The 21784-nt window shown below is 61.0% G+C and carries 18 protein-coding genes; 10 read left to right on the top strand and 8 right to left on the bottom strand.

What is annotated here, in order from left to right:
• Window positions 1–16: 16 nt before the first annotated feature.
• The 3 genes from IG616_RS18105 to IG616_RS18095 all read right to left on the bottom strand — a co-directional run bounded on the left by IG616_RS18105 (window position 17) and on the right by IG616_RS18095 (window position 6048).
• A complete protein-coding gene (locus IG616_RS18105; RefSeq protein ID WP_192149590.1) occupies window positions 17–2380 on the bottom strand; it encodes an ATP-binding protein in 2364 nt (787 codons plus the stop codon).
• A 165-nt stretch (window positions 2381–2545) separates the two neighbouring features.
• Window positions 2546–5191, bottom strand: coding sequence for an aminopeptidase N (gene pepN / locus IG616_RS18100; RefSeq protein ID WP_192149589.1), 2646 nt, complete (start codon window positions 5189–5191; stop codon window positions 2546–2548).
• A 23-nt stretch (window positions 5192–5214) separates the two neighbouring features.
• Window positions 5215–6048, bottom strand: coding sequence for an alpha/beta hydrolase (locus tag IG616_RS18095; RefSeq protein ID WP_192149588.1), 834 nt, complete (start codon window positions 6046–6048; stop codon window positions 5215–5217).
• A gap of 198 nt (window positions 6049–6246) precedes the next feature.
• Between IG616_RS18095 and IG616_RS18090 the strand changes: the two genes are divergently transcribed.
• The 8 genes from IG616_RS18090 to IG616_RS18055 all read left to right on the top strand — a co-directional run bounded on the left by IG616_RS18090 (window position 6247) and on the right by IG616_RS18055 (window position 16911).
• Window positions 6247–6738, top strand: a complete 492-nt coding sequence (locus tag IG616_RS18090; RefSeq protein WP_192149587.1) for a class I SAM-dependent methyltransferase — start codon at window positions 6247–6249, stop codon at window positions 6736–6738.
• A 30-nt stretch (window positions 6739–6768) separates the two neighbouring features.
• Entirely contained in the window at window positions 6769–7950 is a 1182-nt protein-coding gene (locus tag IG616_RS18085) for a CaiB/BaiF CoA transferase family protein (protein ID WP_192149586.1), read from the top strand.
• Between the two features lie 170 nt (window positions 7951–8120).
• Complete coding sequence (locus IG616_RS18080) at window positions 8121–10004, top strand: adenylate/guanylate cyclase domain-containing protein (protein WP_209007731.1); 1884 nt, start codon at window positions 8121–8123, stop codon at window positions 10002–10004.
• Between the two features lie 159 nt (window positions 10005–10163).
• Window positions 10164–12050 carry a dipeptide ABC transporter ATP-binding protein gene (locus tag IG616_RS18075; RefSeq protein ID WP_192149584.1) on the top strand — a complete coding sequence of 629 codons (1887 nt, stop codon included), beginning with the start codon at window positions 10164–10166 and terminating at the stop codon, window positions 12048–12050.
• Window positions 12047–13945 carry an ABC transporter substrate-binding protein gene (locus IG616_RS18070; RefSeq protein WP_192149583.1) on the top strand — a complete coding sequence of 633 codons (1899 nt, stop codon included), beginning with the start codon at window positions 12047–12049 and terminating at the stop codon, window positions 13943–13945. Before IG616_RS18075 ends, IG616_RS18070 begins: the two co-directional genes overlap by 4 nt.
• A 106-nt stretch (window positions 13946–14051) precedes the next feature.
• Window positions 14052–15077: an ABC transporter permease gene (locus IG616_RS18065; RefSeq protein WP_192149582.1), complete on the top strand. Its 1026-nt coding sequence runs from the start codon at window positions 14052–14054 to the stop codon at window positions 15075–15077.
• The gene (locus tag IG616_RS18060) at window positions 15074–16246 is read left to right on the top strand and encodes an ABC transporter permease (protein ID WP_192149581.1); all 1173 of its coding nucleotides are present in this window, start codon (window positions 15074–15076) and stop codon (window positions 16244–16246) included. The genes IG616_RS18065 and IG616_RS18060 overlap by 4 nt, the downstream gene beginning before the upstream one ends.
• A 68-nt stretch (window positions 16247–16314) precedes the next feature.
• On the top strand, window positions 16315–16911 hold the full coding sequence (locus IG616_RS18055; protein WP_192149580.1) for a class I SAM-dependent methyltransferase: 597 nt from the start codon (window positions 16315–16317) through the stop codon (window positions 16909–16911).
• A 170-nt stretch (window positions 16912–17081) separates the two neighbouring features.
• Here IG616_RS18055 and IG616_RS18050 read toward each other — a convergent pair whose 3' ends face one another.
• Window positions 17082–17387, bottom strand: coding sequence for a DUF3088 family protein (locus IG616_RS18050; RefSeq protein ID WP_192149579.1), 306 nt, complete (start codon window positions 17385–17387; stop codon window positions 17082–17084).
• A 221-nt stretch (window positions 17388–17608) separates the two neighbouring features.
• Here IG616_RS18050 and IG616_RS18045 point away from each other — a divergent pair, with 221 nt between their 5' ends.
• Complete coding sequence (locus IG616_RS18045) at window positions 17609–17836, top strand: hypothetical protein (protein WP_192149578.1); 228 nt, start codon at window positions 17609–17611, stop codon at window positions 17834–17836.
• Window positions 17837–17842: 6 nt separating this feature from the next.
• Window positions 17843–18166 (top strand): hypothetical protein, encoded by a 324-nt coding sequence (locus tag IG616_RS18040; RefSeq protein ID WP_192149577.1) that lies wholly within the window; start codon window positions 17843–17845, stop codon window positions 18164–18166.
• Between the two features lie 55 nt (window positions 18167–18221).
• Here the strand turns inward: IG616_RS18040 and ybaK are convergent, their stop codons facing one another.
• From ybaK to IG616_RS18020, 4 genes are read right to left on the bottom strand one after another with little or no spacing between them, the layout of a single operon-like run.
• Complete coding sequence (gene ybaK / locus IG616_RS18035) at window positions 18222–18695, bottom strand: Cys-tRNA(Pro) deacylase (protein WP_192149576.1); 474 nt, start codon at window positions 18693–18695, stop codon at window positions 18222–18224.
• Between the two features lie 9 nt (window positions 18696–18704).
• Complete coding sequence (locus tag IG616_RS18030) at window positions 18705–19469, bottom strand: polysaccharide deacetylase family protein (RefSeq protein ID WP_192149575.1); 765 nt, start codon at window positions 19467–19469, stop codon at window positions 18705–18707.
• Entirely contained in the window at window positions 19466–20719 is a 1254-nt protein-coding gene (locus IG616_RS18025) for a glycosyltransferase family protein (protein WP_209007729.1), read from the bottom strand. Before IG616_RS18025 ends, IG616_RS18030 begins: the two co-directional genes overlap by 4 nt.
• Complete coding sequence (locus IG616_RS18020) at window positions 20631–21782, bottom strand: glycosyltransferase family 4 protein (protein ID WP_192149574.1); 1152 nt, start codon at window positions 21780–21782, stop codon at window positions 20631–20633. Before IG616_RS18020 ends, IG616_RS18025 begins: the two co-directional genes overlap by 89 nt.
• Window positions 21783–21784 lie beyond the last annotated feature (2 nt).

Here is a 21784-nt window from a genome sequence, read left to right as displayed (position 1 = left end):
GCAGAGGGGGGGGCGCTCAGGCGTCCTGTGACGCCTCTTCAGTGTTCTTGCCCTTGGGCAACAGGAAGCTGACAGTTGTGCCCTGGCCGACTTCCGAGCTGATGGTGAGTTTGCTGCCATGCAGTTCCACCAGGGAGCGGGCGATGGCAAGGCCAAGGCCGGAGCCCTTGTGGCTCTTGGTGAACTGGTTCTCGACCTGAATGAAGGGCTTTGCCAGGCGCTCGATGTCTGCGGCGGCAATACCGATGCCGGTATCGGTGATGTCGAAGCGGACCATGTCCTCTTCCGGGCGGGCCTTGAGCCGGACTTCGCCGCCATCGGGCGTGAACTTCACGGCATTGGCGAGAAGGTTCAGGAGAACCTGCTTGAGGGCGCGGCGGTCTGCCAGGACCGGCAGATCTTCCGGCTCCACGTCGCACAGCACGGAGATGCGCTTTTCCGCAGCTGCCGCCGAGATGATCCGGCTCGCGTCACGGGCAGCCTCGCCCGCGTCGACGGTTTCCGTCTCGATGGTCAGGCGGCCAGCCTCGATCTTCGACATGTCGAGAATGTCGTTGATGACGTTGAGCAGATAGGTGCCGGAGGAATGGATGTCCTTGCAGTATTCGGCGTAGCGGTCTGTGCCGACCGGGCCGAACATTTCCTGGGTCATGATATCGGAGAAGCCGATGATCGCGTTCAGGGGCGTGCGCAGCTCGTGGGAGATGTTGGCAAGGAATTCGGACTTTGCGGTATTGGCTTCTTCCGCCTTGGTCTTTTCCTGGCTGTATTTCTCGGCCAGTTCCACCAGCTGCTGAGCCTGCATTTCCAGCGTCTGGCGGGACTTGCGCAGATCGGAAATGGTCTGGCGCAGCCGCTTTTCGCTGTCCATCAGCTTTTCTTCGTGCTGCTTCAGCGCGGTGATGTCGGTGCCGACGGACACGAAGCCGCCGTCCTTGGTCCGGCGCTCGGAAATCTGCAGCCAGCGGCCATCTTCCAGCTGGGCTTCATAGGCATCGTTCGCGCCACCGCCGCTGATCTTCACCGGGCGGGAGGTGATCTGCGAGTTGGAGGCTGCTGCCATGACATCCTGATAGGGCGTGCCCGGCTTGATGACGCGGCCCGGCAGGTTGTGCAGGGCCTGGTAGTTTGAATTGCAGATGACCAGTTCGTTGCGCGCATTCCAGAGAACGAAAGCCTCGGAAATCGTCTCGATGGCATCGCGCAGGCGCAGGTCTGCGGTGCGGCTTTGCTCGGCCAGCTCATGCTGCTCGGTCACATCGATGCAGATGCCGATCAGGTGCGGTTCGGAGCGGCCCGGCTCCAGCTGGATTTCTCCACGGGCGCGCAGCCAGACCCAATTGCCATCCGAATGGCGCATGCGGAAGGTCTTGTCGACGGTCTTCTCGCCGGTGGTCAGCAGATCTTCGGCAAGCTGAAAGAGGTCCACATCCTCCGGATGGGTGATCTCGGTCACCTCGGAGAAGGACAGGATGTCGTCCTGGGGCGTACGGCCCAGAAGCTCGTAGAGCGAGGAGGACCAGAACATCCGGCCACGGGCCAGATCCCAGTCGAACAACCCGCAGCGGCCATGGGTGAGGGCGGCATCGATCCGTCCGCGGGTGGCCGCATACATCTCGTCTGCCTGCTCGGCGCGGGTGGCCTGGGCGAAGAAGGCGTAGATCAGCACCAGCATGACCGAGGCGGTGCCGACGAAAAGCGTGACGTTGGCGGAGACATCCGTGCGCCAGTTGCCGAAGATATCGGCTTCCGGCTGCAGCACGGCGACCATGCCCAGCGGGCCGTCCAGATGATGGACGGTGGCATAGACGTCTTCCTTGCTGCCAATGCTGTCCAGTTCGACGGACAGGGGCAGGACACCGGCGCGGGCGCCAAAGATGGTCAGAGGCTGGGACGGGCCGAGGATCACATTGATCGGCATGCCTTCCAGGGTGGGGCGCAGCGGGGCGCTGGCGACGACCATGCCGTCCTTGTCGGCCAGAAGGATCACGCGGCCATTGCTGGTCGCCCCAGCGGGCAGGTTGTCCGCCAGAACCCGCTGCAGGGCCGTGCGGTAGCCCTCTTCCGGCAGGTTGGCTTCTTCTCCGCTGAGGCGGGAGGCAAGAACCGTTGCGGTCAAGGTGATTTCGTTGCGGGCCTGCTGCTCGACATCCTGATGGTCATAGCTGAGCTCAAGCACGCGGTAGGCGGCGAGCGCGGCGATGAAGAAAAGGCTGAGAGCAGGAATGATCCGCCGCATCAGCGGCTCGGATCTCAGCAGGCGCGAATAGGTTGGCTGCGCCAGCAGGCGAAGGTGGCCTGAGAGGGATTTGCCTGACTTCGATCCTGGAATTCGGGCAAAGCGTCGCAAGGACGCGCTGCCGGCAGATGCCCGCGCCATCGGTTACTTTCCCGACTTTTAGGTGTACTTGAGGCGGGCGTTCTGTCCGCCGAATCACCTTCATTTGAATCCAAGGTCGGGTATTTGTAAAGGCCTCAAAAGAACAAAATGGTTAACGCCGGAAGGTGAATCCGCTCCCGGCGTTAACAGGTTCAATTGCATGCTTTATTGTAAGCAGCGATCGACAATGTCCCGGCAGTCACGGGACAGTTTTTCCATGGCAGAAATACGTAATAGTGCCTTTTCTGCATGCTTGCTTCTTTCGCTCTCAAGAGAGCGCCAAGATCTGAAGCAAGTGAGCAGTCTTGCCGCCACTTGCGGGTTTCTTGGGTCAATCGCCATCACGCAGTCGGCAACGAACGCGAATCCCTCACCATCCTTGCGGGCAAACTGGACATGATTGCCGGTCGCGAAAGCCTGGATGAGCGAGCGCATCCGGTTGGGGTTTGTCATGTCGAACAGCGGATGCGCGGTCAGCGCTTTCACCCGTTCCAGACCGTCCTGCGCCGGAGCGGTTGCCTGAACGGTGAACCATTTGTCCATGGCAAGAGAATTGCAGGAATGCCGGCTGCGGAAATCGGCCAGAGCCTGTCCGGCCTTCGGCAGATCCTGGTGTACGAGGATAGTCAGCGCCGCAATCCGGTCGCTCATGTTGTTGGCCCGCTGAAAAGCGTGCCAGACCCGTTCCGGTGCCGCTTTCGTGCCGGAGGCTGTGAAATAGCCGAGAGCCTGAGCGGCGAGGGCCCGTTTCCCTGCAGAAGCGGCATCCGGATTGAAATCTTCATCCTGAGTGGCTTCCGGGAGCAGGGCATGGAAAGCGGCAAGATGCGCTGCGCCAATGGCGGCGCGGAACGCGGTGCGGGCGGCGTGAATGGCGTCCGGGTCCACGTCCTTGCCAATCTCGCGTGCGATATCGGCCTCGCCCGGCAGTTCAAGCGCCAGTGCCTGGAAGGCGGGGTCAAGGTCGCGGTCGGCGAGGATGGCGCCGAAGATCTCGACGAGCCGGTCATCGGCTTCCAGCGAGCCTTCCTTCCGCGCCTCATGGGTGAGCCGGATGAGTTCCTGTGTTGCCAGGGTCTGCACGGCCTGCCAGCGGTTGAAGGGATCGCTGTCATGGCGGGCAAGGAAGGTGAGGTCGGCCAGGCTCTGATGAGCTTCCATGCGCACGGGAGCGGAGAAGCCGCGCAAGAGCGATGGGACGGGCCGCTGGCCGATGCCGTGAAACGTGACTTTCTGCTTTGCTTCCGTCAGGAGCAGCACATCTCCGCGGACCTCCGCCCCCGTGATGCGGCTGGCCGTGATGTCTTCACCATTTTGACCGATCAATCCGAAGCGGATCGGGATAACCGCAGGGAGGCTTTCCGGCTGGCCGGGCAAGGGCGCGATGGACTGGCTGAGATCCAGAGTGAACTCATTGGCTGCCGCATCATAATGCCCCTTGGCCGTCACCAGGGGCGTGCCTGCCTGCTCGTACCAGCGGGCGAATTGGCCGAGATCCGTCGAGGCCGCTTCCGAGAAGCAGGTCAGAAAGGCTTCGATCGTGGTGGCCTCGCCGTCATGGCGCTGGAAATAAAGGTCCATGCCTTTCCGGAAGCCGCTGTCCCCGAGCAGGGTCTTGAGCATACGCACCACTTCGGCGCCTTTTTCATAGACCGTCGCCGTATAGAAGTTGTTGATCTCCGTATACTTGCGCGGGCGCACCGGATGGGCGAGCGGGCCGGCATCCTCGGGGAATTGATGGGCGCGCAGCAGCCGCACGTCGGAAATGCGCTTGACGGCGCGTGAGCGCATGTCCGAGGAGAATTCCTGATCGCGGAACACGGTCAGGCCTTCCTTCAGGCACAGCTGGAACCAGTCGCGGCAGGTGATGCGGTTGCCGGTCCAGTTGTGGAAATACTCGTGCGCGATCACCGCTTCGATGTTGGCATAGTCCTGGTCGGTCGCGGTTTCCGGATCGGCCAGAACATACTTGTCGTTGAAGATGTTGAGGCCCTTGTTCTCCATCGCGCCCATGTTGAAATCCGAAACGGCGACGATGTTGAAGACATCGAGATCGTATTCGCAGCCGAAAACGTCTTCGTCCCACTTCATGGAGCGCTTCAGGCTGTCCATCGCCCAGCCGCAGCGGTCTTCCTTGCCCGGCTCCACGTAGATCTTCAGATCGACTTTGCGCCCGGACGAGGTGACAAAGCTGTCGGAGATATGGGCGAGGTTTCCCGCCACCATCGCGAACAGATAGGACGGCTTGGGGTGCGGGTCATGCCAGATGGCGTAATGGTGGTCGGTTCCCGGGATGTCGCCGCTTTCCACCGGGTTACCGTTGCCAAGAAGAACCGGTGTTTCTTCTTTCCTGCCCTCGATCCGCGTGGTGTAGACGGACAGGACGTCCGGACGGTCCAGGAAATAGGTGATCCGACGGAAGCCCTCAGCCTCGCACTGGGTGCAATAATTGCCTGAGGAACGGTAGAGGCCGGACAGCTGGGTGTTGGCATCCGGATTCACCCAGGTGCGGATTTCCAGCGTGAAGGGGTCTGCGGGAGGCGCATGAAGGACCAGCTCCCGCTCATTGGCGGTATAGGCGCTTTCATCCAGAGCCTCGCCGTTGAGGGCAAGACCGGTGAAGGCGGTCTCGTCGCCGTTCAGCCAGAGCGGGGTGCCGGGGTCGACGCCCTCTCTCCGCCGGATGGCGAGGGTTGCCTTCACCTGCGTCGCGGTCGGGTCAAGGTGGATGTCCAGATCGACCGTGTCGATGTGATAGGGCGCAGGCTGGTAGTCTTCCAGATGAATGGCGGCGGCAGTATCGGTGCGCATGTAAAGGTCCGGTTGCGTGTCGGTCAGTGATCACTGGCGATCCCGGCCAGGCTGGAAACCAGCGTGCTGGACGGGTCTGCGAGAGGAAGGATGACAGTAAAATGGTTCGCGCCTTCCAGAATGTCCAGCTCACCACTTAAGGCTGGGCCTTGCCAAAGGCTGGTAAGAAGGCGGCTCTGGCGCAGATACTCGGAGCTTTCCGCCCCGCCAACGACGGCAATGTAGCGTCCGCTCGTGGGCTTTGGAGCCGAAATCGGGGACGCAGCCCGTGCGCTGTCCTCATCCAGTCCCAGCGCGGCATTGACACTTGTGGAGACAAGCGGCACCAGATCAAACAGGCCGGAGATGGGCATGGCGGCCGCGACGAGACCGGCGGGCAACCCCTGCACCTCCCAGTCCGCCGCCATCAGGGCTGCGGTCAGATGTCCGCCGGCAGAATGGCCGTAAACGGCAAGCCTCCGGCCCGTGAGCCGGTGGATGTGACCTGCGAGGGCTTGCATCTCCCCGGTTATGCCGCCGACAGAAATGGCGGGGCAAAGCGAGTAATTGGCGACCACCACATCAAATCCGCGCGCATTCAAGCCCCGCGCCATGTGTGAGAAGTAGCTCTTGTCCAAAGCCTGCCAGTAACCGCCATGAATGAAGAGAGCGGTCAGGCGTTGCGCCGGGCTACCTTGCTCCGCCGGAAAGAAGTCGTAGATATTGCGCGGGGAAGGGCCATAGACCTGGTCCAGCTTGGCGTCTGGACGGGCCTTGCGGTACGCCTCTGCGTCCTGTGCCCATCCAGCGATGATCGCCGGATGCTCCGGAACCCGTTCCCGATTGTTGTATTCGGCTTCCAGATCGAGCTCGGGCATCTTCGCTTCCTTCCTCGTGCAGCGGCTTCCTGCGTTATCTTCCCCTTGAACCACGGGGCTTGTGGGTTCCGCAAGCCGGGAAGATCCCTCCTGCCGATCTCGCGCAAGATCACAAGAGGGTGTGGTTCCGTTTGCTTCCTTTGACCTTGCCGGTTCAGCGAGCTAAGGAGAAGCCGCATTTAATCACGGGATTTTGGTATGAGTCGCCTCGACAGTTTCATTCGCCGCCTCACGGCCCAGAAGATTTTGCTGGAAGACGTCACGGCGCGCCTTGCAGGGGTAGAGGGGCCGGTGCTTGAGCTTGGACTCGGCAATGGCCGGACCTATGACCATATCCGTGAGATCCTGCCTGACCGGGACATCTATGTCTTCGACCGGGATCTGGCCTGTCATCCGAGCTGCATTCCGGATGCCGAGCATATGATCTTCGGGGAAATCCGGGACACGCTCGCCTATTGCGGGCCGCGCATCAAGGGACCAGCCGCCTTCATCCATTGCGACCTCGGCTCCGGTGATCCGACGATGGACCTGGCGACGTCTTCCTGGCTGTCGCCGCTGATCGACCTGCACACGGCGCCGGGTGGCTACGTTCTGTCCGGCTTGCCGCTGGATCTGCCGAACTTCGAAACGCTGCCCAAGCCTGAAGGCATCCGCCCGGGCCGCTATCATCTCTACCGGAAGCAAGGCTGACCGCTGCGGCGGTTTGCCAGGGAGGCACTCATGGCTGCTCCTCTTGAGGGTGTGAAGGTCGTGGAACTCGCGCGGATTCTGGCAGGTCCCTGGATCGGCCAGACCCTGTCCGATCTCGGGGCCGACGTGATCAAGGTCGAATCTCCTGCGGGCGATGACACGCGCGGCTGGGGACCTCCCTTCGTCGAGGATGGCGAAGGCAACCGGCTGGATGCCGCCTATTTCCATGCCTGCAACCGGGGAAAGCGGTCCATTGCGGCTGATTTCCGTACCGAGCAGGGGCAGGAGATCGTCCGCCGTCTGGTCGCGGATGCGGACGTCCTGATCGAGAACTTCAAAGTTGGCGGGCTGGAGAAATACGGTCTCGACTATGACAGCCTGAAGGCCTTGAATCCGCGTCTGATCTATTGCTCTGTCACTGGCTTCGGCCAGGACGGGCCCTATGCGCACCGGGCCGGCTATGACTTCATGATCCAGGGCATGGGCGGCTTGATGGACCTGACCGGATCGCCGGACGGCGAGCCGCAGAAGGTGGGCGTCGCGGTAGCCGATATCTTCACCGGCCTCTACGGAGTGGTTGGCGTGCTGGCAGCGCTCCGCCGCCGGGATCAGACCGGCAGGGGGGAGCGTGTCGATCTGGCGCTTCTGGATTCTGTTGCAGCCATTCTCGCCAATCAGGCGATGAATTATCTGGTCTCCGGGACAGCGCCCCGCCGTCTCGGCAATGCGCATCCGAACATCGTTCCCTATCAGGTGTTTCCGGCAAGCGACGGCCATCTGATCATTGCCGTGGGCAATGATAGCCAGTTCGTGAAGCTGTGCGAGATCCTGGACCGGCGGGATCTTCTGGAAAATCCGGATTACGCCACCAATGCGCGACGTGTTGCCAACCGGGAGCAGCTCATACCGGTCCTGCTTGAGGAGACCATCAGGTTCACCCGTGACGGGCTCTTGTCCGAACTGGAGAAAAAGGGCGTTCCGGCAGGGCCGATCAACACGGTCGCGGATGTGTTTGACGATCCTCAACTGGCCCACCGGCAGATGAAGGTGGACCTGCCTTTACCATCAGCTGCTTCCGGAACGATTCCCTCCGTACGGACACCAATACGGTTCTCGGAGAGTAATCTGGTGCTGGAGCGGGCTTCTCCCGGGCTGGGAGAGCACACGGAAGAGATTCTTGCCGAGCTAGGGTTAACTGCGGCAAAGGATTGATCCGCCGGGACAAATCGTTACCATTTTCCGGTGGCGGACGCGAAGAAACCCAGCTAGCGCCTGTGCTACGCCATAGTTTTGGTTAGGATGCAGGTGTCAGCAAGGCATATATGAAAGTTCTGGAAACTGGCCGTAACCAAGAGGGCCATCCAGGGAAGAAGGACGCAGACTTGAACAAGGTCGTGGTTCCAAAGCGTAAGCGGCGGCGTCTGAACATACCGCTCACCCGTATCATTTCCTTCGGTTTCGGTGGTTTTGTCGCGGTTGCGCTGGCGCTCGTCCTGTTTCTTTCAATCAAGGCGAACTTCCGCAACACCTTCTCGCTTTTAAACGACAAGGCGATCCTGATCACCCAAAGCATGGAGCGCGAGCTTCGCGGGCATTTCAGCTCCGTGGAGCAGGCCGTGACCGATCTGAAGCCGTTTTTTGACAACGGAATTATCAGCCTGGAGGACACTTCGGCGGCACTCGGGCAGCTGCAAGTCGCCCTTGCCGCAAATGATCAGATCACTGTTCTCGTGGTGACCGATCTCAACGGTGACAATTTCGGCGTCTACCGGGCGCCGAATGGACGGCTGTGGCCTTTCCGGCGCCAGATCCCCTCTGGAGGCGAGAAGACATACGTTCTTCCCAAACTGACAGCAGAAAGCCCGCCGACCTGGGGCCCGTTGATGCTGAACGACATCGGCCAGTTCGCCAATATCTCCGTGCCGCTGGTGCGGGGCGGCAAGAAGGTGGCGACGTTGACGGCGGCCAGTTCCCTGACCGAACTGGGGACGGCGATCCGCAGCATTGAAGAGGGCGACGACGCCACGATCTTCATCATCGCCAATGGGGATGACGTGATCCTCCACTCGGATATGGAAGAGCTGCAGACCGGCGGGAAACCTGCAAAAAGCTTGCCTGCACGCCGGACCGAGCTCGGAGATCCTGTTCTGGCGGCCATTAATAAAGGCGAGAAACTGTCCGGTTTCGACAAGGCGGCAGCCTCCGGGATCGACGTGTCCCAGATAGACGTTGGGGAAGACGATTTCATCATGATGCGGATCGTCGTGCCGGGTTACAGCGACCAGCCCTGGGTGATCGGCCAGTATTTCCGCGGGGTTTCCATTTCCCGTGAGATCCGCCGGCTGACCGGTTCGGCGATCGTCGGCGTCGGTGCGCTCATGATTGCGGTGATGATTGCCATCTGGATGGGACGCCGCGTGGCAATGCCGTTGAAGGTGCTTGCGATCCAGTCCCGCAAGGTTGGCAGCCTCGCGCTTGAAGATGTGCAGCCGCTGCCGCGCAGCCGGGTTGCCGAGCTTGATCAGGTGGCGCTTGCCTTCAATTCGATGGTTGAAGGCCTGAAGGCCATGAACACCTACGTGCCGAGATCGCTGTTTTCCAAGCTGATGCGGCTGGGTGGTGAACGTGCGGCCCAGGCAAGGGAAGCCGAACTGACGGTGGTCTTTACCGATATCGTCGGCTTTACGGCCCTGTCCGAAGACATGACCGCCAGTGAAACCGCCCGCCATCTCAACGAGCATTTCTCGATCCTTGTTGCTGCCGTTGAAGCCGAAGGCGGCACCGTCGACAAGTTTATCGGCGACGGCATGCTGGCCTTCTGGGGCGCGCCGGACGCGCGGCCGGACCATGCCGCTGCCGCAGTGCGCAGTGCAAGGCGTATCGCACGTTCGCTCCACGCCGCAAATCTTGTGGCCGCAAACACCGGCGCTCCAGTAATCCATCTGCGTATCGGCATTCACACCGGGCCAGCGGTTGTCGGCAACGTCGGGGCGCTTGACCGCTGGAACTATACTGTCGTTGGAGACACGGTGAACGTTACGGAACGTCTGCAGTCTCTGGGGAGAGATCTAGGTATCGGTGAAGAGGTTGTGATCCTGGCCAGTGCGGATACGGTGTCCCAGCTGCCGGGCGAGACCTGCGAACAGGCTGCCGGAGACTTCGCTCTGAGGGGCAGGGCCGGGGCACTTCAGGTCTGGAAACTGGATCCTTTCGCCAAGCCGGAAACTGCTGATTACAGTCTTCCTGCGATCACCGCCGCTGAATAACGGCATGGCCTGACAGATCTCTGTTTGTGATCTGGATCACACTTCAATCATTTCCCCCTTACCCATTGCTAAGTTGCTGGTAATTGTGGTTGTCTTTCGACCCGGCACTGGCTTTTAGTGTCAGTGGAGACACGCTTTACCGCGCGGGAGGAAGTGGCAGTGGATGTTTTGACAATCGATGGCCTGACTGTCGATTTTCATACGGCTGAGGGGCGTACCCGTGCGGTGGACAATGTGTCCTTCACGGTTCCTCAGAACAAGACCGTGGCTCTGGTCGGCGAGTCCGGTTCCGGAAAAACTGTCATTTCCCAAACCATCATGGGTCTTTTGCCTACGGCCGCAACGGTCACATCTGGCCGGGTGCTTCTGGCCGACCCGCGCGGCAGCAGCGAGCCTGTGGACATTGCCGGTCTGGACCGCAAGGGCGCCGTCATGCGCGACCTTCGCGGCAACCGCGTCGCCATCATCTTTCAGGAGCCGATGACCTCGCTGTCGCCGCTGCACACCATCGGCGACCAGATCGGGGAGGCGGCTCTGCTGCACCGGAACGTGAGCAGGACGGAAGCGCGGGAGCTAACCCGCGGCATGCTCCAGCTGGTGCAATTCCCCGATCCTGCCCGTGCGCTCGATGCCTATCCCTTCGAATTGTCCGGCGGTTTGCGCCAGCGTGCCATGATCGCCATGGCCATGATCTGTAATCCGGCCCTGCTGATCGCCGACGAGCCGACAACAGCCCTCGATGTTACGATCCAGGCGGAGATCCTGAAACTGATCAAGGATGTGCAGGCTGAGCTGGAAATGTCGGTCCTGATGATCACCCATGATTTCGGGGTCGTGGCCAACATGGCCGACGATGTGGTGGTGATCTATCACGGCAAGATCATGGAAAAGGGGACTGCGCAGCAGCTCTTTTCCAATCCTCAGCACGCTTATCTCAAGGCTCTGCTCAACGCCGTTCCAAGCTTCAACATGGACAAGAGCGAGCGGCTGGTTCCGATCCGCCCGATCGTCGTCAATGCAGCAGATCTGAAGAGCAACAGGGTGGAGTGCTCTGTTGCTCCGGGCGAGCCATTGGTGGAGGTTCAGGACGCCCGCAAGTGCTTCGCCTTGCGCAAGAGCGGTCTTTTCTCGCCCAAACCGGCCGTCTTGAAGGCACTCGACGGCGTCAATCTGACCATCAAACGCGGTGAGTGCCTGGGGCTTGTCGGAGAATCCGGGTCAGGCAAGACCACGGTGGCCAACGCCGTTTTGCGGGCCCTGGACCTCAATGGCGGCAAGGTTCTCTATAACCGGGGCAACGGTCTTCAGGACATCGCCAAGCTGTCCGGCGATGATCTGATGGACTACCGCCGCCGCGTCCAGCTGATCTTCCAGGATCCCTTCTCCTCTTTGAATCCGCGCATGACGGTCAATGACATCCTGACCGAGCCGCTGCAGATCCATAATATCGGAACGCCAGACGAGCAGGCAGAGCGCGCCCGCTCGCTGATGAGCCTGGTGGGCCTGGATGCGCGCTACCTGCGGCGCTATCCCCATTCCTTCTCCGGCGGCCAGCGCCAGCGTATCGGCATTGCCCGCGCGCTGGCCCTCAATCCGGAGTTCATCCTGTGCGACGAGCCGACCTCGGCGCTGGATGTCTCCGTTCAGGCGCAGATCCTCAACCTGCTTCAGGATCTCAAGCGCGACCTCAATCTCACCTACCTGTTCGTCAGCCATAACCTCGCGGTGGTTGACTATATCGCCGACCGGATCGCCGTGATGTGCCGTGGCCGGGTGGTGGAAGTTGGAGAAACCCGGGAAGTGGTCGGCAATCCGCTGCATCCCTACACCAAGGCGCTTCTGGCAGCGGTTCCCGCGCCGGATCTGAATGCGCCGCTCGACTTCTCAGCAATTGGCGCCCAAAGGGCGTCCGATCCGGCAAACTGGCCGGAACCTTACCGCTTGACCGATCAGATGGCGCCGGTGCTGGTTGAACAAGAAGAAAATCATTTTGTCTGTGCGCCGGGGCTTGCTTCCTCCGGCGCCGCGAGGGGGACTGCAGCATGAAGTTTTGGAAGGGAATTGGCGCGTTTGCGCTGGTTTTCACGGCTTTGTCGTCATGGCCGGCGCTGGCGCTGGACCTGAAGGAAACACCTGGAATTGACGGCAGTCTGCCGCCGGTGAGCGAGCGTGTGCCTGCCGAACCGCTGATCGTGGACATGGACGCCAAAGGCCGCAAGGTGGGAACACCCGGCGGCACATTGGATACGCTGATCGGCCGGGCCAAGGATGTGCGCCTGATCAATGTCTGGGGCTATGCCCGTCTCGTGGGCTACAATGAGAAGCTCGATCTTGTTCCGGACATTCTGGAAGCTTACGAGGTCGAGGAGGGCCGTACCTTCACCCTGCACACGCGCAAGGGCCACAAGTGGTCGGATGGACAGCCTTTCGGTGCGGAAGATCTGCGTTATTATTTCGAAGACGTGGCATCGAACACGGAACTGAACCCGTCCGGCCTGCCGCCGTTCCTGCTCGTGGATGGCAAAGGCCCGAAGTTCGAGGTGCTGGACGACACCACGGTCCGCTACACCTGGGACAAGCCGAACCCGCTGTTTCTGCCGGAACTGGCCAAGTCCAGCCCGCCGTTCATCTACCGTCCTGCCCATTATCTGAAGCAGTTCCACGTCAAATACGGCAAGCCCGAGTTTATCGAGGAAAAGGCCGAGGCAATGAAAGCCCGCGGCTGGGCACCGCTGCACAACAAGCTGGACGACATGTATAACGCGCAGAACCCCAATCTGCCGTCGCTTCAGCCCTGGGTGCGCACAGATGGGGACAGCGACCGCCGTTTTGTGCTGAACCGCAATCCCTATTACCACCGGGTCGACAGCACAGGGCAGCAGCTGCCCTATATCGACAAGGTCATCATGACCGTTGCGGACGGCAAGCTGATCGCCGCCAAGACCCAGGCAGGCGAAAGCGACCTTCAGGCGCGCAATCTCTCCTTCTCCGATATCACGGTTCTGAAGCAGGGCGAGGCCCAGAGCGGTTATACGACGGCGCTTTGGACCAACACCAAGGGGTCGGAAATTTCCATTCTGCCGAACCTGACGGTGAAGGACCCGGTCTGGCGTGAGCTGTTGCGGGACAAGCGGTTCCGTCATGCCCTGTCTGTCGGCATCGACCGCGACATGATCAACCGCACCCTGTTCTTCGGCCTGGGCAAGGCTGGGAACGATACGGTTCTGGATATGAGCCCGCTTTACAAGGCCAGCTTCCGCAGTGAGTGGGCGGAGTATGATCCGGCCAAAGCCAACGCGCTTCTGGATGAGCTGGGCATGACCGAGCGCCGGGGCGATGGTGTGCGGCTGATGAAGGACGGCCGTCCGCTGGAAATCATCATCGAGACCTTCGGCGAGCATCAGTCCCACGACGATGCGCTGGAGCTCGTAGCCGAAACCTGGAAGGAAATCGGCATTAAGCTGTTCATCAAGCCGAGCCAGCGTGACATCGTCCGCGACCGGGCTGTGACCGGCGATCTGGTCATGTCGGTCTGGTCCGGCTTCGAGAACGGTATTCCGACCTCCGAGATGCCGCCCAACGACTATGCGCCCACAAGCGGTGATTTCTTGTCCTGGCATGCCTGGGGCGACTATTATGAGACGCAAGGAGCTGGCGGTGAGAAGCCTGATTGGGAACCGGCTATCCGCCTGATGGACCTTTACAAGTCCTGGCTTGGATCGGCATCCTCTGAGGAACGCGGCAAGATCTGGGAGGAGATGCTGCAAATCCATGCGGATGAGACCATCCACATTGGTCTTGTGTCCGAGGTACCGCAACCGGTTGTCATAAACGGCGTGCAGAATGTGCCCCTGACGGCCATCTACGGCTGGGATCCGGGCGCACAGTTCGGTATTCACCGCATGGATGAGTTCTTCCTCGACGAGAAGCACCGCCGCTAAACCCGGGTATGGTCATGCGCGTCCGGGTCTGCCCGGGCGCGTTTCATTTGATAGATAAGAAAAACAGTCCCTCAAGAATGCAGAAAAGAGGGAGAGGGGAAATTTGATGATCTACTATATCGTGCGCCGGATCTTCGCGATGATCCCGACGCTTCTTATCATCAGCTTCCTGACGTTTTTCATTATCGAACTGCCTGCCGGGGATTATATTTCCAACCAGATCTCGGCACTCAAGTCGACCGGCGAAACCGCGTCTATTGCCAAGCTCGAATTCCTGCGCAAGGAATTCGCTCTCGACCGGCCCTTCTTCGAGCGTTACCTGATCTGGGTGGGCCTGTGGTCCGGCCCGCATGGCTTCGATGGCTTGCTGCAGGGGAACTGGGGCTGGTCCTTCGAGTTCGACAAACCCGTTGAAACAGTGATCGGCCCGACACTGCCGCTGACGGTGATCCTGAACTTTACCACCATCCTGTTCGTCTACATCGTCTCTTTCCCGATCGGCATCTACTCGGCCACCCGGCAGTATTCCTGGGGCGACTACGGCTTCACCTTCCTGGGCTATCTCGGCCTGGCGGTGCCGAACTTCCTGCTCGGTCTGATCCTGCTTTATTTCTTCAACCGCTGGTTCGGCCTGTCTGTGGGCGGGCTTATGGCGCCGGAATACATTGATCAGGATTGGAGCATGGGCAAGGTGCTGTCGGTTCTGGCCCATCTTGTCGTGCCCACCATCGTCATTGGCACGGCAGGCACGGCGGCGATGATCCGCCGCCTGCGCGCCAATCTTCTGGACGAGCTGCACAAGCAATATGTGACGACTGCCAGAGCCAAGGGCCTGTCGGAAAAGAAGCTGCTCGCCAAATATCCGCTGCGGATGGCCCTCAACCCGTTCATCGCCGACATTGGCAACCTGATCCCGTCGCTGGTTTCCGGCTCCGTTATCGTGTCCGTGGTCTTGAACCTGCCGACCGTCGGGCCGGTGCTTTTGTCCGCGCTGCAGAGCCAGGATCAGTATCTGGCGGGCTTCATTCTTCTTTTCGTTGCTGTTCTGACCCTGATCGGAATGCTGGTGTCCGACCTGCTGCTGGCCGTGCTTGATCCGCGAATCCGGCTTGGCGGGAGGGCCGCGTCATGACCGGGACAAAGGAAACCACGGCCGTGAGCACCCATTACGTTCATCCAGATCCTTTTAATCCGGCGGTTGCCGAGGATTTGACGCCCGAGCAGGAGCGCTTCTATCAAGCCTCCCAATGGCAGATCATGTGGTGGAAGTTCCGCCGCCACAAGCTGGCGGTCTGGTCCGGTGTCATTCTGCTGCTATTTTATCTCTGCGTCCCGTTCGCGGAGCTGATCGCGCCCTATACGCCCAACACCCGCGACAGCCAGCATCTTTATGCCCCGCCGCAGCCGCTGCATCTCTTTCATGAGGGAAAGCTCGTCGGCCCGTTCGTCTACGGCATGAAGTCCGAACTGGACATGGTCAATCTGAAGTGGGTCTTTACAGACGACACGACGAAGGTTCAGAAGCTGCGGTTCCTCTGTTCGGGCGATCCTTACGACTTCTGGGGGCTGTTCAAGGCGGACTTCCATCTGGTTTGTCCGGCTGAAGGCGGCACGCTTTTCCTTCTGGGAACGGACCGGCTGGGCCGTGACCAGTTCTCCGGTCTCGTTTATGGCGCGCGCCTGTCGCTCACCGTTGGTCTGGTCGGGGTGACAATTGCCATCGTGCTCGGGCTGTTCTTCGGCGGCATCGCCGGTTATTTCGGTGGCCTTGCCGACAATCTGATCCAGCGGCTGATCGAGATCATGCGGTCCCTGCCGGAGCTGCCGCTCTGGATGGCACTGTCCGCGGCGCTGCCAGTGACCTGGAGCCCGGTCTGGATCTATTTTGGCCTGACGGTCATCCTGGGCCTACTGGACTGGCCGGGCCTTGCCCGTGCCGTGCGCTCCAAGCTTCTGTCCTTGCGCGAAGAAGAATATGCCAAGGCGGCGCTGCTGATGGGGGCGAAGCCCAAGCGGGTGATCACCCGGCATCTGCTGCCGGGATTCACCAGTCACATCATCGCCTCTGCGACCCTGTCCATCCCCTCGATGATCCTGGGGGAGACGGCCCTGTCGTTCCTGAACCTCGGCCTGCGCCGCCCGTCCGTGTCCTGGGGCGTGCTCTTGAACGAAGCGCAGAACATATCCGTGGTGACGGTCTATCCCTGGCTCATGGCCCCGGTTATCCCGATCATCATTGTGGTTCTGGCGTTCAATTTCCTGGGCGATGGTTTGCGCGACGCGGCAGATCCCTATAAGTGATCCTCAAACCTGAATTGAAGTGGCCCGCCGCCGGAAGGCGTGATGCGGGCGCAGTGTCTGGAGAATACATGTCCAAGAACGCCACCACCGCTGAAGGCTGGAATGAGGAATACGAAGCCGGCCGCTGGGCCTTTCTGCGCTCGCTGCCCGAAAGCGGCCGCTACGGCATCATCGGCATGTGGCTGAACCTCACCGGCTCCATGGAAGAGGTTCTGGATATCGGCTGCGGCGAAGGCCTGCTCTACGAGCGCCTGCAGCCCATGGGCATCAAGCGCTATGTCGGCATGGATCTGGCACCGTCCGCGCTCGAGATCGCCAATGTCGATCCGTCTATCGCTTCGCTCCGGGCTGGCGACATGCACACATTCGAGCCGAAAGACGGCGAAAGCTTCTCCGCCATCGTCTTCAACGAAGTCCTGCATTTCGCCGAAGACCCGGCAGCCCTCGTAGCCCGCTATGTGCCGTTCCTGAAGCAGGACGGCGTCATTGCCCTGTCCATGTATTCGCCCAAGCGCCCGGAAAGCGGTGCCAACAAGCTGATCGCCAAGCTGTGGGAAGCAACCGATGACGAAACGAAGTGGGAAGTCCTCGACGACTACCGCCTCGTCTCCGACAAGAAGGGCGTTACCTGGCGCATGCGTCTGGTTAAGCCGGTTGTGGCTTGACCTAGGCTGGTAAGCTCACCTTTCCATGGAGCCTTCCCGGACGAAGCGAAGCGTAGATCCGGGATCTCCCATTTGTTTATTCTATTGAGAATAATATAGATTTAAGGCAGGTCCCGGCTCAAGGCCGGGACGGCGCGGAGACAATTTTGGAGTCCTGGGTTGGTATGAGGTCACGGGTGGGGCAGGGGAAACCCGTGCCGCTCGCTCAAGGCGCTGAGGATCGCGTCCTTGTCATTGATGGACCCGCCTTCCGCCAGAACCAGAACCGGCAATGATTGGTTCTCTTCTCCAAGCAACTCCACGATTTCCGCGCGCGGCCTCGGCCAGGCAATCCGCCTGACATCGATCCTTGCCGCCAGCTCTGGAAACGAGGCCAATACCCCCTCCATCAGCGCGCAGTGCCAGCAATAGAACGTGTCACCCGGATAGGCCGGATCGGAAAAGCCCGGCTGAAGCAGATAGAGCGTGTCGGTCACTGGGGAAACTCGATGTCAGGAGAAGGAAACGGACTGCCAGATCCTACCTCGCCAGTTCCTGCTGGGAAAGAACTCGTGTGAGACAGCGACTGTTGGCGGGAATGGATTGCGCAGCCTGCCCGTTGCCAAGTTGATCAGGGATGGCGTCACAAAGGAGCTGCTTGCAGCGTCCTTCGAACAAGCCCGGTGACTGGGGCCGGTTCTGAGAGAGGCAGCCTGCTATGACTTTGGTGAATGTGTTGAAAGAACGCTCGGTGTGGACTTATGACGTCATGGCTGCATCGTCAAACATGGGGGAGATGATCCGCGAGGATGCAATTACCAGCGTCAATCTGGCTTTCATACAGCAACAGTCTAATGACAACGGTTTCGGACTTGGCACCACCAGTTTGCAGGGCGCCAAGCTGGAATCTGAATTCGGCGGCGACTGGATCTGGAATTACGCTTGATACACGATGTTGGTCCAGGCGAAGAAACTGGATGCCATCAAGGGGCAGGATTTCTACTCCTACAAGATCGACATCGATCAGTTGAAGTTGGCCATCACCTCCTGCTCTACCGGTTATTTCTCTGAGGAAAAGGCCGGAGCGTACTATGTTTTCTACAATAGCTTTCTTGAAGGAGAGAAAGAGAACATAGGTTGTCTTATGCTCAAGGCTGAGGTTTTGTGGAAAATTATTTGCGGCAGCCAGCAACAGGAACAGAAATCGGCCCTGGTCTCTCCGAAGCAAATCGAGACTGCCGGTGCTGAACCTTGGTGGAAGATATTCTCGACGTGAGACACTCGTGGATCCCGGGCCAGCTTCGTCCAGGATCAGTCTGCGGGTATCTCCCTCACCGCACCAGGTCGGCAACCTGACAGTTCAGGACCTTGATCAGGTCTTCCGGATCAACGCGGATCTGGAGGCCGCGCTGGCCGCCGTTGAGGAAGATCTCGTCGTAAAGCGTCGCCAGTTCGTCCAGGGCGGTTGGTACGCTCTTTCGCTGGCCGAGGGGGCTGATGCCGCCGACCTTGTAGCCGGTCAGCCGTTCGGCGTTCACCGGTTTCATCATCTGTGCCGACTTGCCGCCAAGGGCTGCCGCCAGCTTCTTCATGTTGACCTCCTCGTCGGAGGGAACAATCGCACAGACCGGCTTGCCGTCCAGTTCCAGCATCAGGGTCTTGAACACTTCCGATGGCGGCACGCCGATCGCCTCAGCTGCCTGCAGGCCGACCCGTTCCGCATTCGGGTCATAGTCATAGGTCACGAGTGTGAAGGCAATTCCGGCCTTGGAAAGGACCTGGGTCGCGGGCGTGCTTTTGGACATGACGTCAACTCATTCTGCCGCAAACAGATCTTTCACCCGGGGCCATTCCGCGCCCGGATGGTGGGCGGCGATGGCCAGGAACCTGTCCAGAAACGCGTAGCAGCCTTCGTCATGGGCCAGATGATGGGAGAGGATGCCGAGCGGCTCGGACGGATTGGTCCGGCGGCGGCAGAGCTGCAGGTCCAGGCGCAGACGGGCGGAATTCCAGCCGATGAAACGGCGGTCCTTCTTCCACTTGATGATGTCCACGTGGGACTGCACCTGATGGGCCCGCGGAAAATTCAGGAAGGTGAAGGTCGACAGTCCCGGCAGGCCGATCTTGGGCAGAGCGCGGGAGACCTCCGGCGCGATCCGATTCCAGGGTGGCACAATGGCGGGCACAAAGCGCGGGCCGAACAGCTGTTCCAGCCGCGCCTTGCCCTCCGCCAGCTGTCCGGTCAGCTCTTCCACGTCCCGGCGGGTGCCAAGTTCCGCGGCTTTCTCGCCAAGGTCCTTGCGCTGAAAGTTCTTGTGCTGCCAGCCATGCTGCAGCACGATCGCATGGGGCTCGTCCTTGAGGCGCTCCGCCAGAGCCCCGGTCGCATCCTTAGGGATGACCGCCAGTGCCACATCCACCTGATGCCGGTTGGCAATCGCCAGCAGCCGGTCCAGATCCGCGGTCGGCTCGATCGCATCATCATCGCGCCACCAGAAGCGGACCTTGCGGCCCCGTTCGGCAAACCAGTCGAGATGTGCGGTCAGTTCCTCTTGAAAACGGTCGAATTCGGCAGTCATGCAGCTCTGGCTTTCAGGTCTTCCAGCAGGATGCGGGCGCTTTCCTCGGCCCCGCCCAGGCGGACATGGGTCTCCTTGCGCGGCAGGGCAAGGGCATCGTCCACGGCGGTAGCCAGACGCTCCGGCGTCAGGTTCTGTTCCGGGGTGACGATCGCTCTGCCATGGGCGGAAAGGGCTTCGGCGCGCTGGGTTTGCTCGGTTTCCTTCACCTGCGCGAAAGGCACGAAGACGGCGGCCACACCTGCAATCAGGATGTCGAGCACCGTGTTGTATCCGGCCTGGGAGACGGAGAGACGGGCGCGCTGAAGAAGGCCCGGGAAATCCCGTCTTGCCCGTTCCACGATGACACCTTCCGAGGCGCGGGCGCAGTAGGCCGCAAAATCCGCTTCCGGAATGTCATGGCCAACAAGCAGACGCCAAGTAGTGTCGTCGGCTCTTCGGGACAGGGGACGGGCATCAAGGGCGGCCGCAAGCAGGTTTTCCGCAACGGCTCCGCCGCCGCAGGAGACGATCACCTCATCCTCTCCGTCGCCTTCCGGCGGCACCGGACGCGGCCCGCCGCCGACAAAGCCGGTGTAGCGCACCAGATGTTCGACCCTTTCGGCAAAGGGGAAGCTGTCGGCAAGGCGGACGAACTCGGGATCGGAATGAACGAGGATGCGGTCGTAATTAGCCCGCGCCTGATCGGCCATCCACTCCTCTTTCCAGAGCTCCTGCTTGCGCACGAGAATGTCGCGGATGGAGGTGGCGATCAGTGGCTTCCGGGATGAGGATTTCGCAAGCTGCAAAAGCCCGGACAATTCGAATTCGAACTGGCGCCGTCCGAAGGGATAGGTCTCGGTCAGGAGCAGGTCATAGGGGCGGGCGGAAAAGGCCTTGAGCGTTTCTGCAACGCGGGCCTTTTGCCAGGCGTCGTCAATGGGGGTGCCGTCCGGGGTCACCAGCCGGTTGAAGACCGCATCCGGGCTTTTGACCGGCGGCAGCTGGACCACCTCAAGACCGGATGTGTCGAGGGTCGGTGGCAGCAGGTTGCCGGTGGCGAGCGTCACATGAACACCGCCTGCGGCCAGGGCCTTGCCGATGGCAGCTGTGCGCACGGCATGGCCGGTGCCCAGAAGGTGCTGGACGTGGAGGAAGGCGGAAAGGGTCATAGAGCAGGGATCATAGAGGCTGGCCGGAGGATTGGTGCGGACGGCGGGGCGCGGTGCTGCGCTGCCAGCGGTTGTCGAGAGCCGTTTCAAGGAAGGCATTCAGCCGCGCGCATCCCATCTCCAGCGTGTGCCGGAAGCGGATATGGCGCGCAGCCTCCTCTCCAAGCTGCTCTATGCGCGCCGGGTCGGGGATCAGGGCGCGCAGATGGGCGGCAAAGGCCTCCGCATCGCCTTCAGGCGCCAGCAGACCGGTCTTGCCGTCCTGAACGATGTCCGGCACGCCGAAGGTGCTGCCTGCAACAACGCCGAGGCCGGACGCCTGGGCTTCGAGAAACACAAAGCCGAAGGCCTCGCGGATGGCCGGCCAGACGAAAAGATCGTGCGCGGCATAATGCTGTGGCATCTGTTCCGGCGGCAGGGCGCCGAGAAAGCTGGTGCGCTCGGGCGGGAACAGGCTTTCCACATAGGCCCGGTTAGGCCCGTCGCCGATGACGGTCAGGGACCAGTCGAGATCCATGCAGCGGGAAAGGGCGTCCGCCAGAACCTCATAGGAGCGGGTCTTGTCGCCCTCGCGCATCATGCCGGCGGCCAGCAGTTTGGGAGCCTTGTGATGCTTGATCACGAGGTCTGCTGCGGTCTCGAACGGCAGGGTGTCCAGAAACGGTAACAGGATCTTCAGCCGGTCCCGCTGAAGCACAGCGCCAAGACATTCCGCATCCGCATGGTGAAGCGCGCCGACCACATCGGCGCGGGCCAGGGCGTCATCGGCTGCCCTGAATCCCAGTGCCCAGGGGCCTGTCTGACGCTTTGGGGCACGGCTTGCCTCGATGATCGCGTAGGGCAGGTTGAACCGGTCGGCAAGCGCCGGGCCGATCCAGTCCGGCGCCTTGTGATAGAGGTGATAGGTCAGGAACACGTCGGGCCGGTAGCCCTCTGCCTCCCACTCCCGGGTGATCCGGTCGGCCTCACTCAGGCCTTCGGTCTCGCGGGTCAGGATCGCGGCGTCGCCGCCTTCCTTCACCCAGGTACGGAACCGGCTCGCGACGCGCACCTCATGGCCGCCCAGCTCCAGCGCCTGAACGATCAGGCGGCCCATGGTCCGGTCTCCGGAGGGAACCGGATCGTCCAGCGGTTTCATCGGCGCGGTGAATGCGATCTTCAAGG

This window comes from Roseibium litorale (genome assembly GCF_014842915.1).
Classification (GTDB): Bacteria; Pseudomonadota; Alphaproteobacteria; order Rhizobiales; family Stappiaceae; genus Roseibium; species Roseibium litorale.
The sequence above is the reverse complement of the archived record's forward strand: the minus strand, read 5'-3'. Positions and strand labels throughout refer to the sequence as shown.